21 protein-coding genes and 2 riboswitches are annotated in these 22,933 nt (G+C 68.7%); of the genes, 6 read left to right on the top strand and 15 right to left on the bottom strand.

What is annotated here, in order from left to right; translation table 11 throughout:
* Positions 1-9 precede the first annotated feature (9 nt).
* A complete protein-coding gene (locus tag ASG71_RS14230) occupies positions 10-672 on the bottom strand; it encodes an alpha/beta hydrolase (RefSeq protein WP_056740420.1) in 663 nt (220 codons plus the stop codon).
* 94 nt (positions 673-766) lie between these two features.
* On the opposite strand from ASG71_RS14230, the gene ASG71_RS14225 reads away from it, so the two are divergent.
* Together ASG71_RS14225 and ASG71_RS14220 are read left to right on the top strand one after the other, a co-directional pair.
* The gene (locus ASG71_RS14225) at positions 767-1,639 is read left to right on the top strand and encodes an SGNH/GDSL hydrolase family protein (RefSeq protein ID WP_157366481.1); all 873 of its coding nucleotides are present in this window, start codon (positions 767-769) and stop codon (positions 1,637-1,639) included.
* 90 nt (positions 1,640-1,729) lie between these two features.
* On the top strand, positions 1,730-2,320 hold the full coding sequence (locus ASG71_RS14220) for a hypothetical protein (RefSeq protein ID WP_235564109.1): 591 nt from the start codon (positions 1,730-1,732) through the stop codon (positions 2,318-2,320).
* Positions 2,321-2,324: 4 nt separating this feature from the next.
* Here the strand turns inward: ASG71_RS14220 and ASG71_RS14215 are convergent, their stop codons facing one another.
* Both ASG71_RS14215 and mmsB read right to left on the bottom strand, forming a co-directional pair.
* Complete coding sequence (locus ASG71_RS14215) at positions 2,325-3,809, bottom strand: CoA-acylating methylmalonate-semialdehyde dehydrogenase (RefSeq protein ID WP_056740417.1); 1,485 nt, start codon at positions 3,807-3,809, stop codon at positions 2,325-2,327.
* A 29-nt stretch (positions 3,810-3,838) separates the two neighbouring features.
* Positions 3,839-4,741, bottom strand: a complete 903-nt coding sequence (mmsB, locus tag ASG71_RS14210) for a 3-hydroxyisobutyrate dehydrogenase (RefSeq protein WP_056740415.1) — start codon at positions 4,739-4,741, stop codon at positions 3,839-3,841.
* 140 nt (positions 4,742-4,881) lie between these two features.
* On the opposite strand from mmsB, the gene ASG71_RS14205 reads away from it, so the two are divergent.
* Entirely contained in the window at positions 4,882-5,787 is a 906-nt protein-coding gene (locus tag ASG71_RS14205; RefSeq protein WP_056740413.1) for a LysR family transcriptional regulator, read from the top strand.
* A 141-nt stretch (positions 5,788-5,928) separates the two neighbouring features.
* Here the strand turns inward: ASG71_RS14205 and ASG71_RS16730 are convergent, their stop codons facing one another.
* From ASG71_RS16730 to ASG71_RS14185, 5 genes are all read right to left on the bottom strand, one after another.
* Positions 5,929-6,195, bottom strand: a complete 267-nt coding sequence (locus ASG71_RS16730; RefSeq protein ID WP_157366464.1) for a hypothetical protein — start codon at positions 6,193-6,195, stop codon at positions 5,929-5,931.
* Positions 6,196-6,930: 735 nt separating this feature from the next.
* A complete protein-coding gene (locus ASG71_RS14200) occupies positions 6,931-7,488 on the bottom strand; it encodes a hypothetical protein (protein WP_056740411.1) in 558 nt (185 codons plus the stop codon).
* Between the two features lie 197 nt (positions 7,489-7,685).
* A complete protein-coding gene (locus ASG71_RS14195; protein WP_056740409.1) occupies positions 7,686-9,068 on the bottom strand; it encodes an MFS transporter in 1,383 nt (460 codons plus the stop codon).
* Between the two features lie 168 nt (positions 9,069-9,236).
* Complete coding sequence (gene metX / locus ASG71_RS14190; protein ID WP_056740407.1) at positions 9,237-10,379, bottom strand: homoserine O-acetyltransferase MetX; 1,143 nt, start codon at positions 10,377-10,379, stop codon at positions 9,237-9,239.
* Positions 10,380-10,389: 10 nt separating this feature from the next.
* A riboswitch (SAM riboswitch) is annotated at positions 10,390-10,505 on the bottom strand.
* A 189-nt stretch (positions 10,506-10,694) separates the two neighbouring features.
* Positions 10,695-12,011 (bottom strand): bifunctional o-acetylhomoserine/o-acetylserine sulfhydrylase, encoded by a 1,317-nt coding sequence (locus ASG71_RS14185; protein ID WP_056740405.1) that lies wholly within the window; start codon positions 12,009-12,011, stop codon positions 10,695-10,697.
* A 60-nt stretch (positions 12,012-12,071) separates the two neighbouring features.
* Positions 12,072-12,187, bottom strand: a riboswitch (SAM riboswitch).
* Between the two features lie 142 nt (positions 12,188-12,329).
* Here ASG71_RS14185 and ASG71_RS14180 point away from each other — a divergent pair.
* Positions 12,330-12,968, top strand: coding sequence for a VOC family protein (locus tag ASG71_RS14180; RefSeq protein WP_056740403.1), 639 nt, complete (start codon positions 12,330-12,332; stop codon positions 12,966-12,968).
* A gap of 87 nt (positions 12,969-13,055) precedes the next feature.
* On the opposite strand, the gene ASG71_RS14175 is transcribed toward ASG71_RS14180, so the two are convergent.
* Both ASG71_RS14175 and ASG71_RS14170 read right to left on the bottom strand, forming a co-directional pair.
* Positions 13,056-14,069, bottom strand: coding sequence for an isopenicillin N synthase family dioxygenase (locus tag ASG71_RS14175; RefSeq protein ID WP_056740401.1), 1,014 nt, complete (start codon positions 14,067-14,069; stop codon positions 13,056-13,058).
* Positions 14,070-14,214: 145 nt separating this feature from the next.
* Complete coding sequence (locus ASG71_RS14170) at positions 14,215-14,991, bottom strand: CPBP family intramembrane glutamic endopeptidase (protein WP_056740399.1); 777 nt, start codon at positions 14,989-14,991, stop codon at positions 14,215-14,217.
* Between the two features lie 81 nt (positions 14,992-15,072).
* Between ASG71_RS14170 and ASG71_RS14165 the strand changes: the two genes are divergently transcribed.
* Positions 15,073-15,729, top strand: coding sequence for a histidine phosphatase family protein (locus tag ASG71_RS14165; protein ID WP_200948013.1), 657 nt, complete (start codon positions 15,073-15,075; stop codon positions 15,727-15,729).
* A 3-nt stretch (positions 15,730-15,732) separates the two neighbouring features.
* Here ASG71_RS14165 and ASG71_RS14160 read toward each other — a convergent pair whose 3' ends face one another.
* From ASG71_RS14160 to tdh, 5 genes are all read right to left on the bottom strand, one after another.
* On the bottom strand, positions 15,733-17,010 hold the full coding sequence (locus tag ASG71_RS14160; protein WP_056740396.1) for a phenylacetate--CoA ligase family protein: 1,278 nt from the start codon (positions 17,008-17,010) through the stop codon (positions 15,733-15,735).
* 139 nt (positions 17,011-17,149) lie between these two features.
* Complete coding sequence (locus ASG71_RS14155; protein ID WP_056740394.1) at positions 17,150-18,361, bottom strand: amidohydrolase family protein; 1,212 nt, start codon at positions 18,359-18,361, stop codon at positions 17,150-17,152.
* Positions 18,362-18,372: 11 nt separating this feature from the next.
* Positions 18,373-19,488, bottom strand: coding sequence for an NAD(P)/FAD-dependent oxidoreductase (locus tag ASG71_RS14150; RefSeq protein WP_056740392.1), 1,116 nt, complete (start codon positions 19,486-19,488; stop codon positions 18,373-18,375).
* A gap of 72 nt (positions 19,489-19,560) precedes the next feature.
* Entirely contained in the window at positions 19,561-20,775 is a 1,215-nt protein-coding gene (locus ASG71_RS14145; protein ID WP_056740390.1) for a glycine C-acetyltransferase, read from the bottom strand.
* Positions 20,776-20,831: 56 nt separating this feature from the next.
* Positions 20,832-21,878 (bottom strand): L-threonine 3-dehydrogenase, encoded by a 1,047-nt coding sequence (gene tdh / locus ASG71_RS14140; RefSeq protein ID WP_056740387.1) that lies wholly within the window; start codon positions 21,876-21,878, stop codon positions 20,832-20,834.
* Between the two features lie 143 nt (positions 21,879-22,021).
* On the opposite strand from tdh, the gene ASG71_RS14135 reads away from it, so the two are divergent.
* Positions 22,022-22,930 carry a LysR family transcriptional regulator gene (locus ASG71_RS14135; RefSeq protein WP_056740386.1) on the top strand — a complete coding sequence of 303 codons (909 nt, stop codon included), beginning with the start codon at positions 22,022-22,024 and terminating at the stop codon, positions 22,928-22,930.
* Positions 22,931-22,933 lie beyond the last annotated feature (3 nt).

Genomic DNA, 22,933 nt, shown 5'->3' with positions numbered 1-22,933 from the left:
CGTCGGGCCTTACTTGTTGAGCACCTCGTGGGTGAGGAATTCGCCCACATGGCCGATTTCCTGCTGGTTGATCCCGTGCCACATGCCGGTGTACAGCACCTTGGTGAGCTTGACGTGCTTGCGGACCCAGCCCATGGTGAACTCGATCTTGTCCGGGGTGATCACCGGGTCCTGCTGGTCGCGGCCCCAAAACATCGGGACGGTGCCGTCCAGCTCGGCGTCCCGGAAGCTCGGATCGGCGCCGGCGTCAACGGCGAAGCCGGAGAGTCCGACGACGGCGGCATAGCCGTCCGGGCGCTGCCGCAGCAGCGTCGTGGCCATCGCCATGCCCATCGAGAAGCCCAGCAGGGTCACGGAGGCGTGGTTGTCCCGGACCGTGTCGATCCAGTGCTGGACGTAGGCCGCGGCGTCCTTGACGGCGTCGAGGGAGTATTCGATGGACGCCGTGAGCGGGAACCAGGTGAATCCCGGGCCGGAGACGAGCGGGGCGCGCACGGAGGCCACGACGAACTCCTCCGGCAGCAGGTCCGCCAGGCTCATCAGGTCCTGTTCGTTGGCGCCGTAGCCGTGCAGGAGCACCAGCAGTGGCCTGCCGGCCCGGGCCTCTTCAGGCCGCGACCAGAGGACGACGGGGTCGGGAAACGCTGCGGAGTGGGAGGGGGCGTCAGTCATGGCTCCATTCTTACAGTTACCTGAGGGTCACCAGCGACGGTGGCGGAGCTCCGCGCGAAGAGGGCAGGATAGAAAGGTGAGCGAAACAGCGGCGATGGAGAATTTTCCCGACCGGACGGTCAACCACCCCTGGACCCGGTACGTGGCGATGGGCGATTCCTTCACCGAGGGCATCGGGGACCCGGAACCGGCCAGCCCCGGCGGCCACCGTGGCTGGGCCGACCGGGTGGCCGAGGAACTGAGCCGCGGCCGCGATGACTTCGCCTACGCCAACCTGGCGGTCCGGGGCCGGCTGCTGCAGCAGATCGTGGACCAGCAGCTGGCGCACTGCCTGTCGCTGAAGCCTGACCTGGTGACCCTCTCGGCCGGCGGCAACGACCTGATCCGGCCCGGCGGCGACCCGGATGTCCTCGCCGAGCGGCTGGACTCCGTGGTGCAGATCCTGAGCCTGGGCGGCGCCACCGTCGTGCTGTTCAACGGCCCGGACACGGGCTCCTCGGTGCTGGGCCGGATCCGCAGCAAGGTGGCGATCTACAACGAGAACCTGCGCACGGTGGCGGCCCGGCACGACGCCGTCATCGCGGACATGTGGTCGCTGCGGCAGCTCACCGACCCGCAGATGTGGGACGCGGACCGGCTGCACTTCTCTCCCCTGGGCCACCACACGATCGCCGCGATGGTGCTGGAGTCGCTGAACGTGGAGCACACCCTCGAGCCGCTGATGCCCAAGCCGCTGCCCCAGCGCAGCTGGCGGGAGGCCCGCACCGGGGACCTCATCTGGGCCCGCGAGCACTTCGTGCCCTGGGTGGTGCGCCGGCTGCGGCACCGTTCCTCCGGTGACGGCATCACGGCGAAGCGGCCGCTGGCCGGGCCGGTCTTCGGCCCCGGCGTGCCGCTGGGCTCGGGCGAGGGTCCGCGCGGCTCCGACGAGGGCCGGCCGGACGCCCAGGAGGCGGCGCGTCCCTGACCCGTAGGCTATCCGCCGCGGCAGCGCCCGGCACCCCGGAGGGTCCGGGCGCGTTAAGCTGGAAAGACACCTTCTGAGAGGCCCGGTACCGTGAGCATTTTCTTTTGGATCATCCTGCTGTCCATCGTGATTCCGGCGGCCATGCGCCTGTACCGCCGCTCGGCCCGCGGCCGGGACCAGGGCCAGGGCCTGCCGGGAGGCTTCCCGGGCCAGCCCTTCGGCGGTTTCCCCGGGCAGGACCCGGGCCGGCAAAGCAGCCAGCCCCGCGACGGGTTCACCCAGCGCGACTACTACGGCGGCTTCGGCCAGCTGGGCGCCCCGCAGCCACCGGCCGGTCAGTACCCCGGCCAGCCGTACCCGGGAAACCAGCCACCGGCCGGGCAGTACCCCGGCCAGCAGTACCCGGGCCAGCCGCCGGCCGGGCAGTACCCCGGCCAGCAGTACCCGGGCCAGCCGTACCCGGTGCCCTATGAGGACAGCCCGGAGTACCTGAGCAACCCGCCGCAGCCGGCCCCGCAGCAGCCGACAACCTCCCCCGACGTTCCCCCGGTTCCGCCGGCGCCGTCGGGCCCCCAGGGCTACCGCGCCCGCAAGCTCGCCGAGCTGGACCAGAAGTACAGCAACGGCGAGCTTGCGATGGAGGACTACATGGCCCAGCGCGCGGAGATCATGAAGGGCTAGGACCCTAGTCGACCTGCGGGAAGCCGAGGTCGATCACCGAGGTCGACGGATCCGGCCAGCGGGTGGTGACCACCTTGCCGCGGGTGTAGAAGCGGATGCTCTCCGGGCCGTACATGTGCGTGTCGCCGAAGAGCGAGTTCTTCCAGCCGCCGAAGGAGAAGGTCCCCACCGGCACCGGGATCGGCACGTTGACGCCCACCATGCCGGCCTCGACGTCGAACTCGAACTGGCGGGCCGCGCCGCCGTCGCGGGTGAAGATCGCCACGCCGTTGCCGAATTCGTTGTCGTTGACCAGCTTCACGGCGTCGGCGTAGGTCTCGACCCGGACCACCGACAGCACCGGGCCGAAGATCTCGTCGTCGTAGACCTTCATGCCGGGCTTGACGTGGTCGATCAGGCTTACGCCGATGAAGAAGCCCTTGGAGACGAACTCCTGCTCCCGGCCGTCGACCACCACGGAGGCGCCCTCGTCCGCGGCGCCGGCCACGTAGGAGGCAACCTTGTCGCGGTGCTCGGCGGTGATCAGCGGGCCCATCTGGGATGCGGGGTCGGTGCCCGGGCCGATTTTCAGGGTGGCCATGCGGGTCTTGATCGCGCCGACCAGGTCGTCCGCAATGTTTCCGACCGCGACCAGCACGCTTACGGCCATGCAGCGCTCCCCCGCCGAACCGTAGGCGGCGGAGACGGCAGCGTCCGCGGCCATGTCCAGGTCCGCATCCGGGAGGACCACCATGTGGTTCTTGGCCCCGCCGAGGGCCTGGACGCGCTTGCCGTTGTCCGCCGCACGCTTGTAGATCGACTGGGCGATCGGCGTCGACCCGACAAAGCTGACGGCCTTGACCTCGGGGTGCTCGAGGAGCACGTCGACGGCTTCCTTGTCGCCGTGGACGACGTTGAGCACGCCGGCGGGCAGGCCTGCCTCGGCGAAGACCTGGGCGATGAAGATCGCCGAGGACGGGTCCTTCTCGCTGGGCTTCAGGAGCACGGTGTTGCCGCAGGCCAGGGCGCTGCCGATCATCCACAGCGGCACCATGGCGGGGAAGTTGAACGGCGTGATGCAGGCGACCACGCCGACGGGCTGGCGGACCGAGTGCACGTCGACGCCGCTGGAGACCTGCTCGGAGCGCTCGCCCTTGAGCATGTGGGACAGTCCGGTGGCGAACTCGATGTTTTCCAGGCCGCGGGTGATCTCGCCCTCGGCGTCGGAGAGGACCTTGCCGTGCTCGCTGGTCAGCAGGGCAGCCAGTTCGGGCCGGCGCTGCATGAGCAGCTCGCGGACCTTGAAGAAGATGGTGGTGCGCTTGGCCAGGCTGGTGGCGCGCCAGCCCGGCAGGGCGGCGCGGGCTGCGGCGATGGCTTCCTCGACGCGGGCGGCGGAGGCGAGGGCCACCTCCTTTTCCTGTTCGCCGGTGGCCGGGTTGAACACCGGGCCGACGCGCTCGGCGTCGGCGACGAGGGCGCCGTTGATGAAGTGCGGGATGCGTTCCATGGGGGTCTCTTTCTGGAAGATGTGGGGGACTAGTTGGCGGGCTCGAACGAACCGTCGACCAGCTTGACGATGGCGGAGCAGTCCTTGCCGGACTGGCCGCCGTCGATCAGCCGCTGGAACAGCTGCTGGACGTGCTCGCCGATTTCCAGCGGCGTGCCGGTGTCCTTGGCGGCGCTGATGGCCAGGCCGATGTCCTTGTTGGCCAGTTCGGCGGTGAAGGTGGGGGCGAAGTCGTTGTTGGACGCGGCGGTGGGCACGACGCCGGCCACCGGGTACCAGGTGCGGAGCGCCCAGCTGTCGCCCGAGGAGACGGAGGCGATGTCCCAGAAGACCTGCTTGTCCAGGCCGAGGCGGTCCGCCAGGACGGCGCCCTCGGCGGTGGAGGCGAGGTTGATGAAGAGCATGAGGTTGTTGCAGATCTTGGCGGCCTGGCCGGTGGTGGCGCCGCCGGTGGGAATGATGTTTCCGGCCATCGGGCGGATGTATTCGGTGGCGTCGGCCACCGCCTGCGCCTCGCCGCCGATCATGAAGGTCAGGGTCGCGGCCTTGGCGCCGCTCATGCCGCCGGAGACGGGCGCGTCGACGAAGCGGAAGCCGGCTTCTGCGGCGGCGTCGTGCAGGGCCTGGGCCGAGGCGATGTCGATTGTCGAGGAATCCACCAGCAGGGTGCGGGTGTCGGCGTGGGCCAGCACGCCGTCGTCGCCGAGGTAAACGGCGCGGGCGTGCTCGCCCTTGGGGAGCATGGTGAAGACGACGTCGGCGCCCTCCACCGCCTCGGCAATGCTGCCCACCGGCTTGACTCCCCCGGCCTCGGCCGCCGCCACGGCCTGCGGGTTCAGGTCGAAGCCGCGGACCTCGTTTCCGGCCTTAGCCAGGTTCACCGACATGGACCCGCCCATGTTTCCCAGTCCGATCCAGGCGACAACTGCCATGGCGTAAGCTCCTTTGCTTTGCATTGTGACCGGCGCATGTGCCGGTTCTTCCGTGTCCACCATCACACCCTGTTACAGTGCAATCAAGGGGAAAAAGTGAAGATGCTATGTGCAACGATGCACACAAAGGAAGGCCCCGGATGGACTTGAAGCGGCTCCCGAGCCCGGACGACCTGTTGATCCTGCTGACAGTGGCCCGGCTGGGCCGGTTCAACGCCGTCGCAGAGACCCTCGGCACCACGCACACCACCATCTCGCGCCGGATCCTGGCCCTGGATAAGCAGTTGGGTGGCCGGACCCTGGAGCGGAGCCCGCATGGCTGGGAACTGACCGAACTCGGGGCCCAGGCGGTTGAGGCGGCCGAGGCGATCGAGGGCACGCTGGGAGCGCTGTCCGGCCGGATTGCCCGGACCGAGGATCACCTCTCCGGGATGGTCCGGATCAGCACCCCGGATGGCTTCGGCGCGGAATTCGTCGCCCCGGCCCTGGTCCGGCTGCAGCGTGAGCACCCCCTGCTAAACGTCGAGATGCTCAGCGCCACCCGGAAGGTGAGCCAGAACCGCTCGGGGGTGGACCTGGAGGTGGTAGTCGGCAACCTAGAGGTCAGCAACGCCCAGACCATCTTCCTGTCCAACTACGTCCTGCGGCTCTACGCGAGCCCGGAATACGCCAGCGGGCACGGGCTGCCGGAGACGCTCGACGACGTCCGGCAGCACGGGTTCGTCTCCTACGTGGAGTCGGCCCTGCAGGTCGCCGAACTCGGGCACCGGTCCACCCAGTTGCCGATGCCGCGCTCCAGCTTCCAGGCCACCAGCATCTTCGCCCAGCTGGAGGCGGTCCGCCGCGCGGCAGGGATCGGGCTGCTGCCGAATTTCCTGGTGGTCGGCAAGCCTGGCTTCGTGCCGGTCCTTCCGGATGATTTCCAGCGGCAGCTGCCGATCTGGGCGGTGGCCCGGGCCGAATCGCTGCGGTCGGCTCCGGTGCAGGCGGTCCTGGCCGCTGTCCGGGCCGAGATCGCCGACCGCCAGGAGGTCTTGGCCGGCTGAGCCGCTCAATTTCTGCTGGTCTTCACCGTGGCCGCCCCGGCGGCCGGCCGATTCCGTCAGCGCCGGCGCCAACTGTGCCTAAAAACCCGTGATCGAGGACGAGAGTTCCGCAGTTCGATGCGATGGCTTCAAGCGATGAGGCTAGCTGTCATCCCACTCATCCCGGAGTGACTTCCGTAGAACATCCACCTGAACGGTCAGGGCACCAAGCAGTTCTTCTCTGCTGAGTCGATTGGTGGTCCGATACGACCACGCCACATCCCCATCCTGGTCAAGAACCTTCAAAAGAATGAACGCCTCAATCGCGGTTTCACCTGGTTCAAGTGCGTGGACTTCCAACCCATTCAGCACCTTGTCGACCGGAACTCTTTGCTCTCCTGCAGACGGGAGGCCTGAATCATTACCCATGAAACCGGAGACTACCGGCAGCAGGGCAGCAACCAAAACCAGCCGGACTGCCCCAATTTTTGCTGACTCCTGTGAGCCAGCGCGCCGCTTGCCGACCGCGTCCCGTTGGAAGGATCCCCTACCGGCACGGTCTTCGGGTTCTAGGAAGGCAGGATGAACATGCCATCCGGTCCCTCGGGTATCGCAGCGACTCCTGGCGCCTTGTAGATGCTCACGCACCTGGGATCTTCGGTGAATGGGCTCAAGTGCCAGTTCGAATACCGGCTGTGAAGGGCAAGGCCCGAAGCGTTCGCGGCTTCGTCTTGATCGCGAGGACCGCCGCGTGGGTGAGAAGAAGTACCGGTTACTAGAAGGCCTGCAGGGGTGAGGATTCTCGTAGCGTTGTTGAAGGCCGCCTGCAACTCGGCGGAAGACAGGAAGGCTGGGACGTTTCCGGCCATGAGGACGCACTCGTAGCTGAGCGGCAGCCCAAGCTCTTCCAAGGAAGAGCGGCATGCGACTTGAACTGAGCCGCTCGCGCATCGTTAGCGGCAAGGGGCAAGCGTTCGAGGACTGGACCAACATGCACAATTCGTGGAGTTTGGCACCCAGTCGCGAAGGATCCTCTCGCCTTAGGCCGCAGCCCGTCTGGCTGTCAGAAAGCCGATAGCACCAGCAGCCATCAGCACAAGTCCAAAGATGATCACACCCATTACCGCTCCTTCATGAGACAGTTTGGGCGATCATTATTCCGACTCATCCGACCCGTGCTCGGTCTAGGGTCCCAAGTAGCCCGTCAGCATCCTCGATATCGTAGAAGGCAACTGTTTGTCCCAGCCCTAAGCTGAAAAAATCCAGCCCGGTGTTCTGGTACATGCCCAAAAGACCCCCGAGGCCCGGGGATCCGAATGTCACGCTGACATGGCGTCCGTCTCTGGACCTGTCCACCTTCATTGGCAGGCCGATGATAGGGGAATCAGCTATTGACCTATCTCCCGTGCGGACGATCGCACGCGAATTGGTCAGCGCATAGATCGTTGCCATTTTCCGCCGCTTCTTGAAGATGAACCGGCCGAAGATGAAGTAGAGGCCTACTAAGACGAAGGGAATGCCCCAGAGCACGAAAAAGGGTTGCCTGACCGTCGTGAGGGCCAGGACCTCCCAAAGGATCGCGAATCCTCCCCACAGAACACTGAACGGTACAAGGAAGGCGTCAGCGCCGGTGAAGCGAACCCGCGGATCGGGTTGCCCAACCCATAGCAGATGCTCACCCTGGCGGAGGAGGGGCAGAATGCGGCTTCGTGGGTCGTTCATGCCCGAAGTCTTGCACAGGCACCTCCGTCCTGGAATGAGCCCTGCTGAAACATCGGAATCTCTTTTGCGCGTGGGCACTGCCCGCCGGCTGTTCCCCGCGGCCCTCCGGCCTCCCCGAGCCCCCAACGACAGCAGCCCCCGTCTCCGCAGTGCGGGGACGGGGACTGCTGTCGTTTGATTCGTGCAGTTACCTCTAGTTACTTCTTGCCTGCGGCCAGCAGGTCGGCGGTGCCCTTGGCGTCGGCGGCGTCGACGTCGTGGAGCGAGATGCCGCGGGTCTCCTTGAGGAAGAACACCGCGACGGCGGTGACCGCGCAGGCGATCAGCAGGTAGATGGCCACCGGCACGGACGACTTGTACTGGCTCAGCAGCGCCGTGGCGATGATCGGGGCGAGCGAACCGGCCACGATCGAGGTCACCTGGTAGCCGAGCGAGACGCCCGAGTAGCGCATCCGGGTCGGGAACATCTCCGCCATGATGGCCGGCTGGCCGGCGTACATCAGGGCGTGGAAGAGCAGGCCGATGGTGATCGCCGCGAGGATGACCAGGTCGTTCTTGGTGTCCATCATCGGGAAGGCGAAGAAGCCCCAGGTGGCGCCGAGCACGGCACCGGCCATGTAGACCGGCTTGCGGCCGAAGTTGTCGGAGAGCCGCCCGACGACGGGCACGACGGAGAAGTGGATGAAGTGCGCCACCAGCAGCAGCAGGAGGATGCGCGAGGTGTCGGCCTGGACGATCACCTTCAGGTAGGTGATGGAGAAGGTGACCACGAGGTAGTAGAGGATGTTCTCCGCGAAGCGCAGGCCCATGGCGGTGAAGACGCCGCGCGGGTAGCGGCGGAAGACCTCGGCGACGCCGTAGCCCTTGTTCTCCGTGACAACTTCCTTCTGTGCCTCGAGGAAGATCGGGGCGTCCTGGACCTTGGTGCGGATGTAGTAGCCGATGACCACGATCACGGCGGAGAGCCAGAAGGCAACCCGCCAGCCCCAGCCGAGGAAGTCAGCGCTGGAGAGGATGGAGGAGAGCAGGAACAGCACGCCGGTGGCCAGCAGGTTGCCCAGCGGAACGGCGGACTGCGGCCAGCTGGCCCAGAAGCCGCGGGACTTGCTGGGGCTGTGCTCGGCAACGAGCAGGACGGCGCCGCCCCATTCACCGCCGACGGCGAAGCCCTGGGCGAAGCGCAGGAAGACCAGCAGGGCCGGAGCCCAGTAGCCGATCTGCTGGAAGCTCGGCAGGCAGCCCATCAGGAAGGTGGACACGCCGACCAGGATGATGCTGAGCTGCAGCAGCTGCTTGCGGCCGAACTTGTCGCCGAAGTGGCCGAAGACGATGCCGCCGATGGGGCGGGCCACGAAGCCGACGGCGTAGGTCAGGAAGGCGGCGATAATGCCGTCCAGCTCCGTGCCGGAGTTGGGGAAGAACATCTTGCCGAAAACCAGGGTGGCGGCGGAGGCGTAGAGGAAGAACTCGTACCATTCGACCACCGTGCCGGCCATGGAGGCCGTTACTACTTTTTTAAGCCCGGACGATTTGACGTCCGGTTCCTCTGCGCGCCGTGTGGCGGCGTTTTCCGTGCTCATGCGAACTCCTTCGGTGTCTTCATCGACACCCCGTGGACCAGTGGGTAGACGCTTGTGTGAGTTGGAACACACGGCGTCATTCTCCACGAGTATGGTCGCCGAGCGCGGGAGGCTCAACCACTATTCACGCAGAGTGCATCTGCAAAAATGCACAGACTGGCCCACGTGTCAGGCGAAGAAGGCACTCCGGAGCCGGTCGCCGAGCTGGCCAATTTCGGTCAGGAACCCGTCGTGGCCGATCGGCGCCTCGATCACGTGGACCGGGACATCGCCGGGCAGTGCGGCGGCGAGTTCCCGGGATTGTTCCGGGAAGTAGAGCCGGTCGGAGTCGACGGCGGCGACGAAGAAGTCGGCGGTGGCCCGGGCCAGGGCCTCCTCCAGGCTGCCGCGGCCGCGGCTGACGTCGTGGCTCATCAACGCCTCGGTGATGGCAATGTAGCTGTTGGCGTCGAAGCGGCTGACCAGCTTGTTGCCCTGGTGGTCGAGGTAGCTTTCGACCTGGTAGCGGCCCCGGCCCGCCGGCGGCCCGGGCGTCAGCGGGGCCTCCGCCTTCTGGGCGGTGCGTCCGAAGCGGCCGTCCAGCTCGGCGGCGGAGCGGTAGGTAATGTGGGCGATCCGGCGGGCCAGGGCCAGGCCCGCGTCCGGCCGGGGGCCGCCGTAGTAGTCGCCGCCGCGGAAGTCGGGGTCCTGGCGGATGGCCAGGGTCTGCGCCTGGGCAAAGGCGATCTGTTCGGCGGTGCTGCGGGCGCCCACCGAGATCACGGCGCACCGGCGGACCCGGTCCGGGTAGCTGACCGCCCATTCCAGGGCGCGGGCGCCGCCGAGGGATCCGCCGAGCACGGCATGCCAGCTGCCGATGCCGAGGGCGTCGGCGAGCCGGGCCTCCGCGGCGGTGCTGTCCCGGAGCGTCACCAGCGGGAACCGCGACCCCCAGGGCCGCCCGTCCGGGGCGGGGGTCGAGGGCCCGGTGGAGCCGTAGCAGCCGCCGAGGATGTTGATGGAGACCACGAAGTATTTCCCGGTGTCCACCGGCGCGCCGGGGCCGGCCAGCTCCTCCCACCAACCCGCTTCCCCGCCGGCGTCGCCGCCGCCGCGGGTGACGTGGGTGTCGCCGGTCAGGGCATGTTCGATCAGGACAGCGTTGGAGCCGTCCGCGTTGAGGGTCCCCCACGTCTCGTAGGCCAGGGTCACCTCCGGCAGGACGGCACCGGATTCGAGCTCCAGCGGACCGACCGGCAGGTACTGCACGGTTCCGTCGCCTGCGGGGGCGGTGTTTTTGGGTGCACCCGAGCGGGTGGCGGCAATCGTCATGTGGGACCTCACTTCGCGCTTGCCCGCCGTCAGCTGACCGGCAGGCCAGGTCTTCACCCGGGGCACCCCGCCGCAGAAGGAGGGTTGCCGGCCAGCAAGCCGGGGCTGTCGCTGGCACTCATGACCTGGGTCGATTCTACGAAACGCGGCGGTGCAAGCGCGAAGATTGTGACGGCTGTATGACCTCAGCCGAATTCTTCGGCACCGCAGTTTCCCCACCTTTGAACGCCGCGTCCGGCGGGTCGCCCAAAAAAGTCGGCGCGCCCCGCCGTCGTGCCCGCAATGGTGGGGAAATTCCGCGACGTCTCTATGACCTCAGCCCGCCTTGGCGGCCCGGAAGCCGGCGTCGAGGTCCGCGAGGATGTCATCGATGTGCTCGATCCCGACCGAGAGCCGGACCAGTCCGGGGTGGACTCCGGCCACTGCCTGCTGCTCCGGCGAAAGCTGGCTGTGCGTGGTCGACGCCGGGTGGATCACGAGGGAGCGGACGTCGCCGATGTTCGCCACGTGCGAGTGCAGTTCGAGGGCGTCGACGAACCGCTTGCCCGCCTCCGCTCCCCCGGCGAGGTTGAAGGAGACGACGGCGCCGGTCCCCTTGGGCCCGTACTTGCGGCCGCGCTCGAACCAGGGGCTGGACGGCAGCCCGGCGTAGGCGACGGATTCGACGTCGTCCCTGGCCTCCAGCCATTCGGCGACCCGGACGGCGTTGGCCACGTGCCGCTCCATCCGCAGGCTGAGCGTCTCGATGCCCTGGGCGATAAGGAAGGCGTTGAACGGCGCCACGGCGGAGCCGAGGTCCCGCAGCAGCTGGACCCGGGCCTTGAGAATGAAGGACAGGTTGGCGCCGAGGGCCCCGTCCGCGCCGAGGTCGCGGGCGTAGACCAGACCGTTGTAGGTGGGGTCCGGGGTGTTGAAGCCGGGGAACCGCTCCGGGTCGGCGCCGAAGTCGAAATTCCCGGAGTCCACGATCACGCCGGCGATCGCGGCGCCGTGGCCGCCGAGGTACTTGGTGGCCGAGTGGACCACGATGTCCGCACCCCACTCGAGCGGCCGGATCAGGTAGGGGGTGGAGAGGGTGTTGTCCACGATCAGCGGCACCCCCGCCCGGTGCGCGACCTCCGCGATGCCCTCGATGTCCAGCACGTCCTGCCGGGGGTTGGACACCACCTCGCCGAAGAACAGCTTGGTGTTGGGCCGGACGGCGTCGCGCCACTGCTCCAGGTTGTCCGGGTCCGCCACGAAGGTCACGGAGATGCCGAACTTCTTCAGCGTATGGGCGAGCAGGTTGTAGGTGCCGCCGTAGAGGCTGGGGCTGGCCACGACGTGGTCCCCCGCCTCGGCGATGTTGAGGATGGCGAAGGTTTCCGCGGCCTGTCCGGAACTGAGCAGGAGTGCGCCGAGGCCGCCCTCCAGGCTGGCCAGCCGCTGCTCCACGGCATCCTGGGTGGGGTTGCCGATCCGGGTGTAGATGGGGGCCAGTTCGGCGAGCGCGAAGCGGTTGGCGGCACTCTCGGCGCTGGGGAAGACGAACGACATCGTCTGGTAGATCGGCAGGGACCGGGCGCCGGTGGCGGCGTCGGGCTCCTGGCCGGCGTGGATCTGGCGGGTTTCAAAGGACCAGGCGTTGGACATCGAAGGGGCTCCCTCTGACTGGGCACAGCCCGTCCCGGACCGGGGGCCGGAACGGCACTGGCGCCGCGCTTGCCGTCCGGCGGGCGCCGGGCAGCCAGGTCTTCACCCGGGGCACCCCACCGCGTAAGGAGGGTTGCCGGCCAGCGAGCCGGGGCTTGGCGCTGGCACTCATGACCTGGCACCAGTCTAGGAAGGCCGGCGGGCGGCTGAACAGGATTGTGACGAAGATGAAGGGCCGCCCGGGGTTCCGTATCACCGTTCCGCGAGGTTAGGACACCCTAAGCTGAGAGCTCCATCACAAAGTGCCAAGATGAGGGCATGCGCATGGATCACGTCTCTTACGCCTGTGAAAAGGATGGCCTGGCGGCCACCACTGAACGTATTGCCACCGCCCTCGGCGTCGAAGCCGTGAAGGGCGGAGTCCACCCCCGCTTCGGTACCCGGAACATGATTATCCCGCTCGCGGGGCACAAATACCTTGAGGTGGTGGAGGTCCTCGACCACCCCGCCTCGGATAAGGCACCCTTCGGCCAGGCGGTCCGCGCCCGGTCCGCTGCCGGCGGCGGCTGGATGGGCTGGTGCGTCGAGGTCGACGACCTGGCCCCGTTTGAGGAGCGCCTCGGCCGCGCCGCGGTCAACGGCAACCGCAAGTTCCCCGACGGCCGCGAGCTGGTCTGGAAGCAGATCGGCATCCTGGGCCTGATCGCGGATCCGCAGGTGCCCTACATGCTCAAGTGGGAAGGCGACCCCTCGCTGCACCCGTCCAACGCCTACGAGGGCACGGTCAAGATGTCCGCCCTGACGATCGCCGGCTCCGCCCAGCGCGTCACCGAATGGCTGGGCGAGCCGGTGGAGAAGCCGCTGGAGGATGTGGACGTCAACTGGCTGGCGCCGCACGGCACCCCGGGCATCCTGTCCGTCACCTTCGAGACCGCCTCCGGGGCCGTCACCATTTAGCCGGGCCCAGGTAACAAGGCTTCGGCCGCCAGCAGCGGGTGTCAACGACGCCACCCACCGCTGGCGGCCGAATTTCTTTAACCCGGCTTAGCCGGCCGCCAGGTCCGGGTGGTGGACGGCAACGACGTTGGGGTGGGCCCGGACCCGGTACCGCAGGGCGTTGTCTCCGTAGGTCTGCAGGATCGGGCTGTTCGAAGGATCGACCGACAGGCCGCGGGCCCGGGCCTGGAACTCCGGGCTGACCGCAAGCCGGGGCATGGTGGCATCCAGCGCCGGATTGAAGAAGAACGGCAGCGAGATCCGGTCCGTTCCGCGCAGCGGTGAGATCACCCGGTGCAGCGTGGCCTTGAGGTAGCCGTTGGTGGCCAGTTCCAGCATCTCCCCGATGTTGACCACAAAGGTTCCGGGCACCTGCGGCGCGTCGATCCATTCGCCTTGGTGCTCAACCTGCAGGCCGCCCTTGCCGGGCTCTACGAGCAGCAGGGTCAGGACCCCGCCGTCGCGGTGGGACCCGACACCCTGCTTGGGTTCCGGGTCCGACTCCCCCGGATAGCGCACGATTTTCAGCATGGGGAAGGCCTGGGCGGCAAAGGCCGCGTCGAAGGTATCCTCGGGCGCGCCGAGGGAGACGGCGAGCGCCCGCAGGAGGTCCAGGGACACGGCGCTGAGCCGCTCGGTCCATTCGGTCACGGTTTCCCGCATCCCGGGCAGGCCTTCGGGCCACAGGTTCGGCCCCTCCAGCCGCCAGTAGTCGGGCACCCCGGGGCCGGGCTGCACGGTGTCGCGCTCGACGCCGATGTCGATCTGCTCGCGCCAGTCGACTCCGCCGTCGGTGATTTCGCCGCCGACGCGGGTGTAGCCGCGGAACTGCGGGCTGTGGATGTTCTCGATCGCGAGCTTCTGTTCCTCGGGCAGGTCGAAGAACCGGCGGGAGACCTCCAGCATGGCGTCGGTGAGCTCCTGCGGGATGCCGTGGCCGGCCAGGTAGATGAAGCCGACGTCGTGCATGGCGTCGCGCAGTTCCTCCCGGAACCGGGCGGCTTCTTCCGGGCCGGCATTCAAGCGGGAGATGTCCAGTACGGGCAGCGATTCAAGCGGCATTTCGCATAGTCCTTTTGCGGCAGGTTTGGCAAGTCGATGCCTGGAATAGCTCCAATGTTACGGACCCGCCCCGCTCCTTGGAGAGTCTCATGTCGAAATAAGACATCCGCCGTGCACCGGCTCTGCTGCCGCGGTTGGACGGGCCTCAGCCCAGGCCGATGGCCTTGCCGAAGAGGCTGAAGCCGACGAACGCGACGATGTCCAGCAGCGCGTGCGCAATCACGAGCGGCATCACCCGGCGCGTCCTGGTGTAGATGAGGGCGAAGATGACGCCCATGACGGCGTTGCCGACGAACGGCCCGAACCCCTGGTAGAGGTGGTAGCTGCCGCGCAGCATGGAGCTGGCGAAGATCGCGAGCGGCATGCCCCAGCCGAATTTGCCGAGCCGGTCCAGCAGGTAGCCCACGACGATCACTTCCTCCACGATCCCGTGCCGGATGGCCGAGAGGATGAGCACAGGGACCGTCCACCAGTAGGAGTCGAGCGCGCTGGGGATGATCGCCGTCGTAATGCCCAGCGCCCGGCCGGCCGCGTAGAGGCCCAGGGAGGGAACGCCGATCAGGGCAAAGAGGCCCAGGCCCTGGAGCAGGTCTTTGCCGGGGCGGGCGAAGTTGAAGCCGAGCTTCCGGAACGCCGAACTGCCGGTGCCGGCGGCAAGCCCGGCCGGGCGGTGTTCGGTGAGGAAGTACAGCACCAGCAGCACCGGGACCAGCGCAAAGATGATGTCCAGCAGCTGGTAGGTGAGGTCTAAGTACTCCCGGCTGCTCTGCGAGCGGTTGAGCGTGGAGGTGCCCTGGGCCAGCGGCGCCCGGGTCAGCTTGTCCAGCAGCTGCACCACCGAGTACACCGCCGATTGGCCGAGGGAGAGCCCCAGGACGATCCAGACTTCGAGCCGCAGCCGACGGCGGGAGGGAACCAGCATGCCTCTATCTTGCCTGCCCTTGCCGGGAGTTGGCTGCACGCGCCTATGCTGTGGGGTGTGAGTGCGCCCGGGAGAATCATCATGATCCGGCACGGCCAGTCCGCCGCCAATGCCGACACCTCAATCTACAACCGGGTGCCGGACTACAGGATCCCGCTGACCGCCCTCGGGGTGGAACAGGCGGCGGCCGCCGGTGAGCGGTTGCGGCGGGAGCTCGACGGGCAGCAGGTGTGCGTGTACGTCTCTCCGTACCTGCGCGCCTACCAGACCCTCGAGGCGTTGCGCCTGGGCCCGCTGACCGAGCGCGTGATCGAGGAGCCGAGGCTGCGCGAGCAGGACTGGGCCAACTTCCAGATCGCCGGCGACATCGAGGACCAGAAGGAACTCCGCAACGCCTACGGGCACTTCTTCTACCGGTTCCGCGAGGGCGAATCCGGCTCCGATGTCTACGACCGGATCTCCTCGTTCATGGAGACCCTCTACCGGCACTGGTCCAAGCCCGACTACGCGCCGAACGCCCTGCTGGTCACGCACGGGCTGACGGTGCGGCTGTTCTGCATGCGCTGGTTCCACTGGTCCGTGGAGTACTTCGAGTCCCTGAACAACCCGGACAACGCCGAGCTGCGCACTCTGCACCGCACCCGGGAGGGCAAATACGAACTGGATAAGCCGTTTACGCAGTGGGAGCACCGGCGGGTGGACGAGACAGTGCTGGATGCCCCGCCGGTGATCTTCTAGGGCTTACCCCGCCGGCCGCTTCAGCGCGAGGACCTGGTGGAACTTGCCGCTGCGGCCGCCCTGCTCGGGCGCTTCGGCGGCGCGGACCAGCTCGACGTTGGCCAGGCCCTGGCCGGCCAGGAAGCCGGCGAGTTTGGCCCGGACGTCCTGCCAGACCTCGTCCGCCGCCGCGCCGGGTTCGGCCTGCAGGCGCACCCGCAGGACGGAAGGCCCGGTCTGGACCAGCTGGCAGCGGGCCACGCCCGGGGCGTCGTCGACGGGCGCCGTGATCGCGAGCGGCAGGACGGCCACCGTGCGCCCGCCGGCGTCGTCGAGGTAGAGGACGTCGTCGTGCCGCCCCGCCACCCGGACAGCGGGCAGCGGGTTGCCGCAGTCGCAGGGTCCGGGCCGGGCGAGGACGGAGTCGCCGAGGTCGTAGCGGATCAGCGGCTGGACCCGGTTGGCGAGGTTGGTCAGCAGCACGGTGTGGGACGGCCGGCCCGGCGGGGTGGGCCGGTAGTCCGCCTCGACCGGCTCCAGGATGGCCCAGTCGCTGTTGACGTGGAGCCACCCGTGCGGGCAGTCCGCCGCGATCGGGCTGAATTCGGAGGCGGCATAGACGTTGTGGACCTCCGCGCCCAGGGCCGCGGCCAGGTGGGCCCGGTCGCTCTCGGACTCGCCGCTGGTCGCCACCACCAGCGGGCGGATGTGCAGCCGGCCCGCGTCCTGCTCCCGGGCCAGGAGTTCCAGCGCGCTCGGGTAGCTCACCACCAAGGCCGGATCGAAGCCGTTCAGGGCCTCCACCAGCCCGGCCAGCGGCTGCTGCACGGGGAACAGGCGCAGGGCGCGGCTCCGAAGCCGGTTGCGGCGGCGTTCGGTTTCCAGCCACACGGCCCCGGCGAAATGGCCTCCGCTGCCCACCACGACGGCGGTCCGGACACCCCGCCGCAGCAGGGCCAGCAACCGGCGGGCGTCCATCGCGTCCCCGGCGATGCGCCCGGCCAGCGCGCGGTAGCAGGCGACGGCATCGGGGTCGTGGAGGAACAGGCCGGGATGCCCGGTGGTGCCGGAGCTGGTGAAGGCCAGGTACCGGCCGCGGTAGCGGACACCGATCAGGGCGGGGTCAGCGACGAAGGCCTCCAGGTCCGCGCGGGTGACGGCCGGATCGGTGACCCAGTCGTCGAAGTGCGCCATCAGCTGCGGCTTGTCCACCGGCGGGAGGTCCGCCAGCGGCAAGTCCCCGGCGGGCAGCCCGCGGTACAGCGCCCGGTAGAACGGAGAGGCGGTCCGGGCGTGACGCACGAGCGCGGCGAGCCGGGGTCGCGGCGCCGGGCGAGTGCGGCCGGACCGCCCCGGCGCGCGCGGTGCAGGTCGATCAGGAAGCCCAGTTCCCTGGCGTATCCGGCCATGCTGTCCTCCCTTGCCTTCAGGCGCCTGTTTCTCAGCGGGCGCGGACCCCGGCGCGCCAGACGGCGTGGGTCAGCGGCATGCCCGGGCGGTAGGCCAGGTGCGTGGCCGAGGGGGCGTTGAGCAGGTGCAGGTCCGCCCGGTGGCCGACGGCGATCGATCCCACCGCGCGTTCGCCGTCGACGTCGTTGCCGGATTCCCGGCCCAGTGCCAGCGCCCCGCCGTACGTCGCGGCACGGACCGCCTCGTGCACGCTGAGCCGCATCTGCAGCACGGCGGTGGTGACGCAGTAGGCCATGGAACTGGTGTAGGAGGTGCCGGGGTTGCAGTTGGACGCGAGGGCCAGCTGGACGCCGGCGTCCAGCAGTTCCCGGCCGGGCGCCAGCGGCTGCCGGGTAGAGAGGTCGCAGGCCGGCAGGCAGGTGGCCACCGTGCCGCGCTCCCCCGCGCCCGCGGCGGTCTCCCAGCCGGACCAGCTGTCCGCGAGGTCCCGGAGGTCCTTCCGGGACAGGTAGTTGACGTGGTCGACGCTGGCGGCGCCGAACTCGACGGCCAGGCGCACGCCCGGGCCCTCGCCGAGCTGGTTGCCGTGCACGCGCAGGCCCAGCCCGGCGTCCCGGCAGGCCGTCAGCACGCGGCGGGCCTGGTCCTCGTTGAAGGCGCCGCGTTCGCAGAAGACGTCGGCCCAGCGCACGTAGGGCCGGACCGCGGCGAGCATTGGCCCGCAGACCAGGTCGGTGTACTCCTCGGCGTCCATCCCCCCGGGCACCAGGTGCGCGCCAAGGTAGGTGACCTCGTCCGCAACCGTCGACGCGATCCGGGCGCTGCGCGTCTCGTTGTCGACGTCGAGGCCGTAGCCGGTCTTGGTCTCAAGATAGGTGGTGCCCTGGGCGACCGCCTCGTCCACCCGGCCCAGCGCCAGCCGGGTGAGGTCGAAGTCGCCGGTGGCCCGGGTGGCGCCCATCGTGACGGCGATGCCGCCGGCGCTGTACTCCTCCCCCGCCATCCGGGCCTCGAACTCCGCGGTCCGGTCCCCGGCAAAGACCAGGTGGGTGTGCGAATCGACCCAGCCGGGCAGCAGGGCGCGCTGGCCGGCGTCGACGGCATCATCCGCCGCCGGGGCGTCCGCGGCGGCACCGAGCCAGGCGATCCGTTCGCCCTCGATCACGATGGCAGCGTCCCTGAGGACCCGGTGCTCCGTGTCCTGGGTCATCAGTTCGGCGATGTTGGTGATGAGGGTGCTCATGGGTCCATTCTTCAGGCCCGGATGGACATCCGGGTTGCCGCCAGTGCCCCGGCTGTCCGGGATGCCGGACTGTCCGCCGGGAATGGCTCCCCGGCCGCCTGCCCGGCGAGGATCAGGTCGGCGGCAAGTTCGGCGATGGCGGAGGAGGTCTGGAAGCCGTAGCCGCCTTGGCCGGCGAGCCAGAAGAAGCCGGGCGCCTCGGCGTCGAACCCCACCACGGGGATGCCGTCGGAGGCCTCGGTCCGCAGCCCGGTCCAGGCCCGGCTGATGCGGCCGATCCCCATCGTGGTGACGGCGTTCAGCCGGGTGATCAGCGCTTCGACGTCCCCCGGGTACGGCCGTGCGTCCTCGGGCCCGCTGGGCACGGTTTCCGACGGGGAAATAAGCACCTGGCGGCGGCCGTCCGGCCGGAAGTAGAAGCTGCCGGTCGAGGCCACCATCGGGCAGCCGGACGGAAGGGGATGTTCGACGTCGACGATCGCCGCGGTGCGGCGGTAGGGCTGCAGGCCGAGCTTTTCGACGCCGCTGAGGACGGCGAGCTCATCGGCCCAGGCGCCCGCGGCATTGACGACGATGCCGGCCTCCAGTCCTTCCTGCCCGGCGCCGAGCTCCCAGCCGGTGCCCAGCCGCTGCGCCGAGTGGACCCTCGCGCCGGTGATGATGTCCACGCCGCCCTCGACGGCGCGTTCCCGGTGGTCTTCCAACAGCAGGGAGGCGTTGCAGGCAAAGGAGCCGGAGTCCAGGCCGGCCGCCTCGAAGGAGTCCGGCCTGAGCGCGGGGCAGATCTGCAGCGCTTCGGTATGGCTGATCCGGTGCATGAAGCCGCTGGCCTGCTCCCGGACCGCGGCCTCGTCGCCGATCAGCATGAAGCGGCGCGGCGAGAGCACGGGCTCGGGCCGCGTGCCCTCATGCGTGCCGATCAGTTCCAGGGTGCGCATGGTCAGTTCCTGGACCACGGGCGGGCCGTAGCTGGGGATCAGCTGCCGGGCCGAGCGGGACGAGGTGTGGTACCCCAGCGACTGCTCGGCCTCGACCAGCGCCACCCGGCAGCGGCCGGCGAGGGCGGAGGCAAGGGACAGGCCGGCGATGCCGCCGCCCACGATAACGACGTCGTATGTAGCTGACATGCCTCCATCCTTGCACCCGGCAGGAGGTCACGTCAGTACTTTTTGACCAGGCGGACGACGGCAGATCCGCCGCTACGAGCCGGCGGCGACCTCCGCGCGGCTGGCCACGAACGCCCGGACGCAGCTCTCGACGTCGTCCGTGCTGTGCGCGGCGGAGAGCTGGACCCGGATGCGGGCCGCGCCCTTCGGCACCACGGGGTAGCTGAAAGCGGTGACGTAGACGCCGTGCGACAGCATGGCGTCGGCCACCTTCGCCGCCATCACCGCGTCGCCGAACATCACCGGCACGATTGCGTGCTCGCCGTCGAGCAGTTCGAAGCCTTCCTCGCCCATCCGGCGGCGGAAGAGTTCGGCGTTGGCGAAGAGCTTGCCGCGCAGCTCGGCGGAGTTCTCCACCAGATCGAGGGCCTTGAGCGTGGCGGCGACGATCGCGGGCGCGAGCGAGTTGGAGAACAGGTAGGGGCGGGCCTTCTGCCGGAGCATGGCGACGATCTCGGCCCGGCCGGAGACGTAGCCGCCGGAGGCGCCGCCGAGGGCCTTGCCGAAGGTGCCGGTGTAGATGTCCACCCGGTCCGAGACGCCGGCGTGTTCCGGGGTGCCGGCGCCGGTGGCGCCCATGAAACCGACGGCGTGCGAGTCGTCAACCATGACCAGGGCGTCGTACTTGTCGGCGAGGTCGCAGATCGCTTCGAGCGGGGCGAGGTAGCCGTCCATCGAGAAGACCCCGTCGGTGACGATGATCTTGCGGCGGGCCGGGTTCTCCGCGCTGTCCGCCTCGATCAGCCGGGCCTCAAGATCGGCCATGTCCCGGTTGGCGTAGCGGAAGCGCCGGGCCTTGCAGAGCCGGATCCCGTCGATGATCGAGGCGTGGTTCAGCGCGTCGGAAATCACGGCGTCTTCGGGGCCGAAGAGGGACTCGAAGACGCCGCCGTTGGCGTCGAAGCAGCTGGAGAAGAGGATGGTGTCCTCGGTGCCGAGGAACTTCGAGACCCGTTCCTCGAGGGCCAGGTGCAGGTCCTGGGTGCCGCAGATGAAGCGCACGCTGGCCATGCCGAAGCCGCGCTCGTCCATGGCGGCCTTGGCGGCGGCGATGATCTCCGGATGGTCGGCGAGGCCGAGGTAGTTGTTGGCGCAGAAGTTCAGCACGTCCGCGCTGCCCTGGCCGATCGGGCCGGCCTTGATGTGGCTGGCCTGCGGGGAATCGATGTGCCGCTCGGTCTTGAACAGGCCGGCGCCGCGGATCTCATCCAGTTCGTGCCGCAGCTGGTCCTTGATGGCTGAATACATGGGGTGCGCTCCTGTGCAGGTGGGAATTTTTGTACGGTACCGGAAAGGGCCGCGGCCTAGAAGCCGGTCCAGTCGAGCACGACCTTGCCGCCGGCGCCGGCGCGGGCGATCTCGAAGCCCTTTTCCCAGTCCGCGGCGGGCAGGGTGTCGGTGACGACGGCGGAGATGTTCGCGTGCAGGACCGGGTTGGAGGACAGCATGGCGCTCATGGCGTACCAGGTCTCGAACATCTCCCGGCCGTAGATGCCCTTCATGGTGAGCATGTGGGTGACCACCTTGCCCCAGTCGATGTCGATGGACTGGCTGGGCAGGCCCAGCATCGCGATCCGGCCGCCGTGGTTCATGTTCTCAATCATTTCCGGCAGCGCAGTGGGGTGGCCGGACATTTCCATGCCGATGTCGAAGCCCTCGCGCATGCCCAGTTCGCGCTGGGCGTCCTTGACGCGCATCTTGGAAACGTCGATGGCGAGGTCGACGCCGAGCTTTCGGGCCAGTTCCAGCCGCGGGGCGGAGACGTCGGTGATGGCGATCTTGCGGGCCCCGGCGTGGCGGGCGACGGCGATCGCCATCAGCCCGATGGGTCCGGCACCGGTGATCAGGACATCCTCGCCGACCAGCGGGAAGCTCAGGGCGGTGTGGACGGCGTTGCCGAACGGGTCGAAAATGGCGCCGAGTTCCGGGGTCACGGACGGATCATGGTGGACCCAGACGTTGGTTTCCGGGATCACGACGTATTCGGCGAACGCGCCGTCGCGCTGGACGCCGACGCTGACCGTGTTGATGCACATCTGCTTGCGGCCGGCGCGGCAGTTGCGGCAGATCCCGCAGACGATGTGGCCCTCGCCGGAGACCCGGTCGCCGACCTTGACGTCCAGGACGTCCTCGCCGGTTTCCACGACTTCACCGTAGAACTCGTGCCCGGCGATCAGCGGCGCGTTGATGATGCCCTGGGCCCAGGCGTCCCACGACTGGATGTGCAGGTCGGTGCCGCAGATGCCGGTGGTCATCACGCGGATCTTCACGTCCCCGCTGCCGGTCCCCGGTTCGGGACGGTCGACGAGGTCGAATCCCGCGTGGGCGCCGGACTTGTAGAGAGCCTTCATGGCCTGCCTTACTGTGGGGCCGGTCCCTGGTCGGGAGCGGGGTGTGGGACAACTCACCTCATTAGACCGGCTGCGAAGCATAAGTACAACCGGGTTTTTCTCAATCGACGATTTAGCTGTTTCTAAGCAATAGGATGGGAGCCATGGAGATCCACCAGCTGGAAATGCTCCGCGAACTCGGCGCCCTCGGCAGCGTCAAGGCCGTCGCCGACACGCTGCTGGTCACCCCCTCGGCGGTGTCCCAGCAACTGGCCGCGCTGCAGCGGTCGGTCGACGTTCCGCTGACCCGGAAGGAGGGCCGGAACCTGGTCCTCACCGAGGCCGGGCAGGTGCTCGCCGACGCCGGGGCCGCCGTCGTCAGTGCGATGGCGGACGCCCGCTCGGCGCTCGGCGCGTACCACGGCTCCCCGGTGGCCCCGGTGACGCTCAGCGGCTTCCATAGCGCCGGCCAGGCCTTGTTCGCCCCGCTCGCCCGGCTGCTGGCCGGGCCGGGCCAGCCCGAGGTCCGGCTCTCCGACGAGGACGTCGCCCAGCAGGATTTCCCGGCCCTGACCGCGCGGTACGACCTGGTCCTGGCGCACCGCATGGACCACAGCCCCCGCTGGCCGGTGGAACGGGTGGCGGTCATCCCGCTGGCGCACGAGCCGCTGGACGTGGCGCTGCCGGCGGGGCACCGGTTGGCCGGGCAGCGGGCGGTGACCGCGGACGACGTCGTCGGCGAACCCTGGGTAACCAGCCACGCCGGCTACTCCCCCGCGGACGTGCTCTCCGCCGTCGCCGCGGTCTCCAGCCGCGAGCTGAACATCGCGCACCGGATCAACGACTACTCCACGGTGGCGGCGCTGGTGGCGACCGGGAGCGTGATCGGGCTGCTGCCGCGGCATACCGCGCGGCCGGTGCTGGACCCGGGGATCGTGCTCAAGCCGCTGGAGGGCATCAGTACCCGGCGCAGGATCGACATCCTGGCCCGGCCGGAGAACCTTAAACGCCGATCGGTCATGATGGTCTGCGAAGCGCTGCAGACCATCATGACCGATTTGGTGGGTGGCTAGGAC

The organism is Arthrobacter sp. Soil763 (assembly GCF_001428365.1).
GTDB lineage: Bacteria > Actinomycetota > Actinomycetes > Actinomycetales > Micrococcaceae > Arthrobacter.
This window is presented reverse-complemented; position numbering and strand designations above follow the sequence as displayed.

What these genes read in the sequence shown, in the direction of transcription:
- ASG71_RS14230 (WP_056740420.1), bottom strand. Translation starts at nt 672, where the DNA reads ATGACTGACGCCCCCTCCCACTCCGCAGCGTTTCCCGACCCCGTCGTC.
- ASG71_RS14225 (WP_157366481.1), top strand. Translation starts at nt 767, where the DNA reads ATGGAGAATTTTCCCGACCGGACGGTCAACCACCCCTGGACCCGGTAC.
- ASG71_RS14215 (WP_056740417.1), bottom strand. Translation starts at nt 3,809, where the DNA reads ATGGAACGCATCCCGCACTTCATCAACGGCGCCCTCGTCGCCGACGCC.
- mmsB (WP_056740415.1), bottom strand. Translation starts at nt 4,741, where the DNA reads ATGGCAGTTGTCGCCTGGATCGGACTGGGAAACATGGGCGGGTCCATG.
- ASG71_RS14205 (WP_056740413.1), top strand. Translation starts at nt 4,882, where the DNA reads ATGGACTTGAAGCGGCTCCCGAGCCCGGACGACCTGTTGATCCTGCTG.
- ASG71_RS16730 (WP_157366464.1), bottom strand. Translation starts at nt 6,195, where the DNA reads ATGGGTAATGATTCAGGCCTCCCGTCTGCAGGAGAGCAAAGAGTTCCG.
- ASG71_RS14200 (WP_056740411.1), bottom strand. Translation starts at nt 7,488, where the DNA reads ATGAACGACCCACGAAGCCGCATTCTGCCCCTCCTCCGCCAGGGTGAG.
- ASG71_RS14195 (WP_056740409.1), bottom strand. Translation starts at nt 9,068, where the DNA reads ATGAGCACGGAAAACGCCGCCACACGGCGCGCAGAGGAACCGGACGTC.
- metX (WP_056740407.1), bottom strand. Translation starts at nt 10,379, where the DNA reads ATGACGATTGCCGCCACCCGCTCGGGTGCACCCAAAAACACCGCCCCC.
- ASG71_RS14185 (WP_056740405.1), bottom strand. Translation starts at nt 12,011, where the DNA reads ATGTCCAACGCCTGGTCCTTTGAAACCCGCCAGATCCACGCCGGCCAG.
- ASG71_RS14180 (WP_056740403.1), top strand. Translation starts at nt 12,330, where the DNA reads ATGCGCATGGATCACGTCTCTTACGCCTGTGAAAAGGATGGCCTGGCG.
- ASG71_RS14175 (WP_056740401.1), bottom strand. Translation starts at nt 14,069, where the DNA reads ATGCCGCTTGAATCGCTGCCCGTACTGGACATCTCCCGCTTGAATGCC.
- ASG71_RS14170 (WP_056740399.1), bottom strand. Translation starts at nt 14,991, where the DNA reads ATGCTGGTTCCCTCCCGCCGTCGGCTGCGGCTCGAAGTCTGGATCGTC.
- ASG71_RS14165 (WP_200948013.1), top strand. Translation starts at nt 15,073, where the DNA reads ATGATCCGGCACGGCCAGTCCGCCGCCAATGCCGACACCTCAATCTAC.
- ASG71_RS14155 (WP_056740394.1), bottom strand. Translation starts at nt 18,361, where the DNA reads ATGAGCACCCTCATCACCAACATCGCCGAACTGATGACCCAGGACACG.
- ASG71_RS14150 (WP_056740392.1), bottom strand. Translation starts at nt 19,488, where the DNA reads ATGTCAGCTACATACGACGTCGTTATCGTGGGCGGCGGCATCGCCGGC.
- ASG71_RS14145 (WP_056740390.1), bottom strand. Translation starts at nt 20,775, where the DNA reads ATGTATTCAGCCATCAAGGACCAGCTGCGGCACGAACTGGATGAGATC.
- tdh (WP_056740387.1), bottom strand. Translation starts at nt 21,878, where the DNA reads ATGAAGGCTCTCTACAAGTCCGGCGCCCACGCGGGATTCGACCTCGTC.
- ASG71_RS14135 (WP_056740386.1), top strand. Translation starts at nt 22,022, where the DNA reads ATGGAGATCCACCAGCTGGAAATGCTCCGCGAACTCGGCGCCCTCGGC.